At 58.1% G+C, this 279-nt stretch carries 1 protein-coding gene; it reads left to right on the top strand.

What is annotated here, in order from left to right; genetic code table 11:
- On the top strand, positions 1 to 184 hold a 184-nt coding region (locus tag F6X42_RS43690; RefSeq protein WP_222945946.1), incomplete at its 5' end, for a hypothetical protein.
- Positions 185 to 279: the final 95 nt, after the last annotated feature.

Here is a 279-nt window from a genome sequence, read left to right as displayed (position 1 = left end):
CGCACGCCTTGGCGGTTATCTGGCCAGAGCCAACGACGCGCCTCCCGGCAATACTGTTATGTGGCGCGGCATGCAGCGCCTTACCGACATTCAACTCGGATATGAGCTCGCCCGGAACGGATGTGGGCAATTGCAAGCTCGCGATGGCCGTCGTAGACGGGCGCAAGAATCGGCATCAAAGTGATGTCCATCATTTTCGAAGTGGTGGACACCATTTTGTCAGAGCCAACTCAGAGGCCTGGCAGCCGTAAAGGCCGCCCGAACCATAGTCCCGAATTC

The sequence above is a fragment of the Paraburkholderia podalyriae genome (assembly GCF_014397785.1).
In the GTDB taxonomy this organism is placed as follows: domain Bacteria; phylum Pseudomonadota; class Gammaproteobacteria; order Burkholderiales; family Burkholderiaceae; genus Paraburkholderia; species Paraburkholderia podalyriae.
This window is presented reverse-complemented; position numbering and strand designations above follow the sequence as displayed.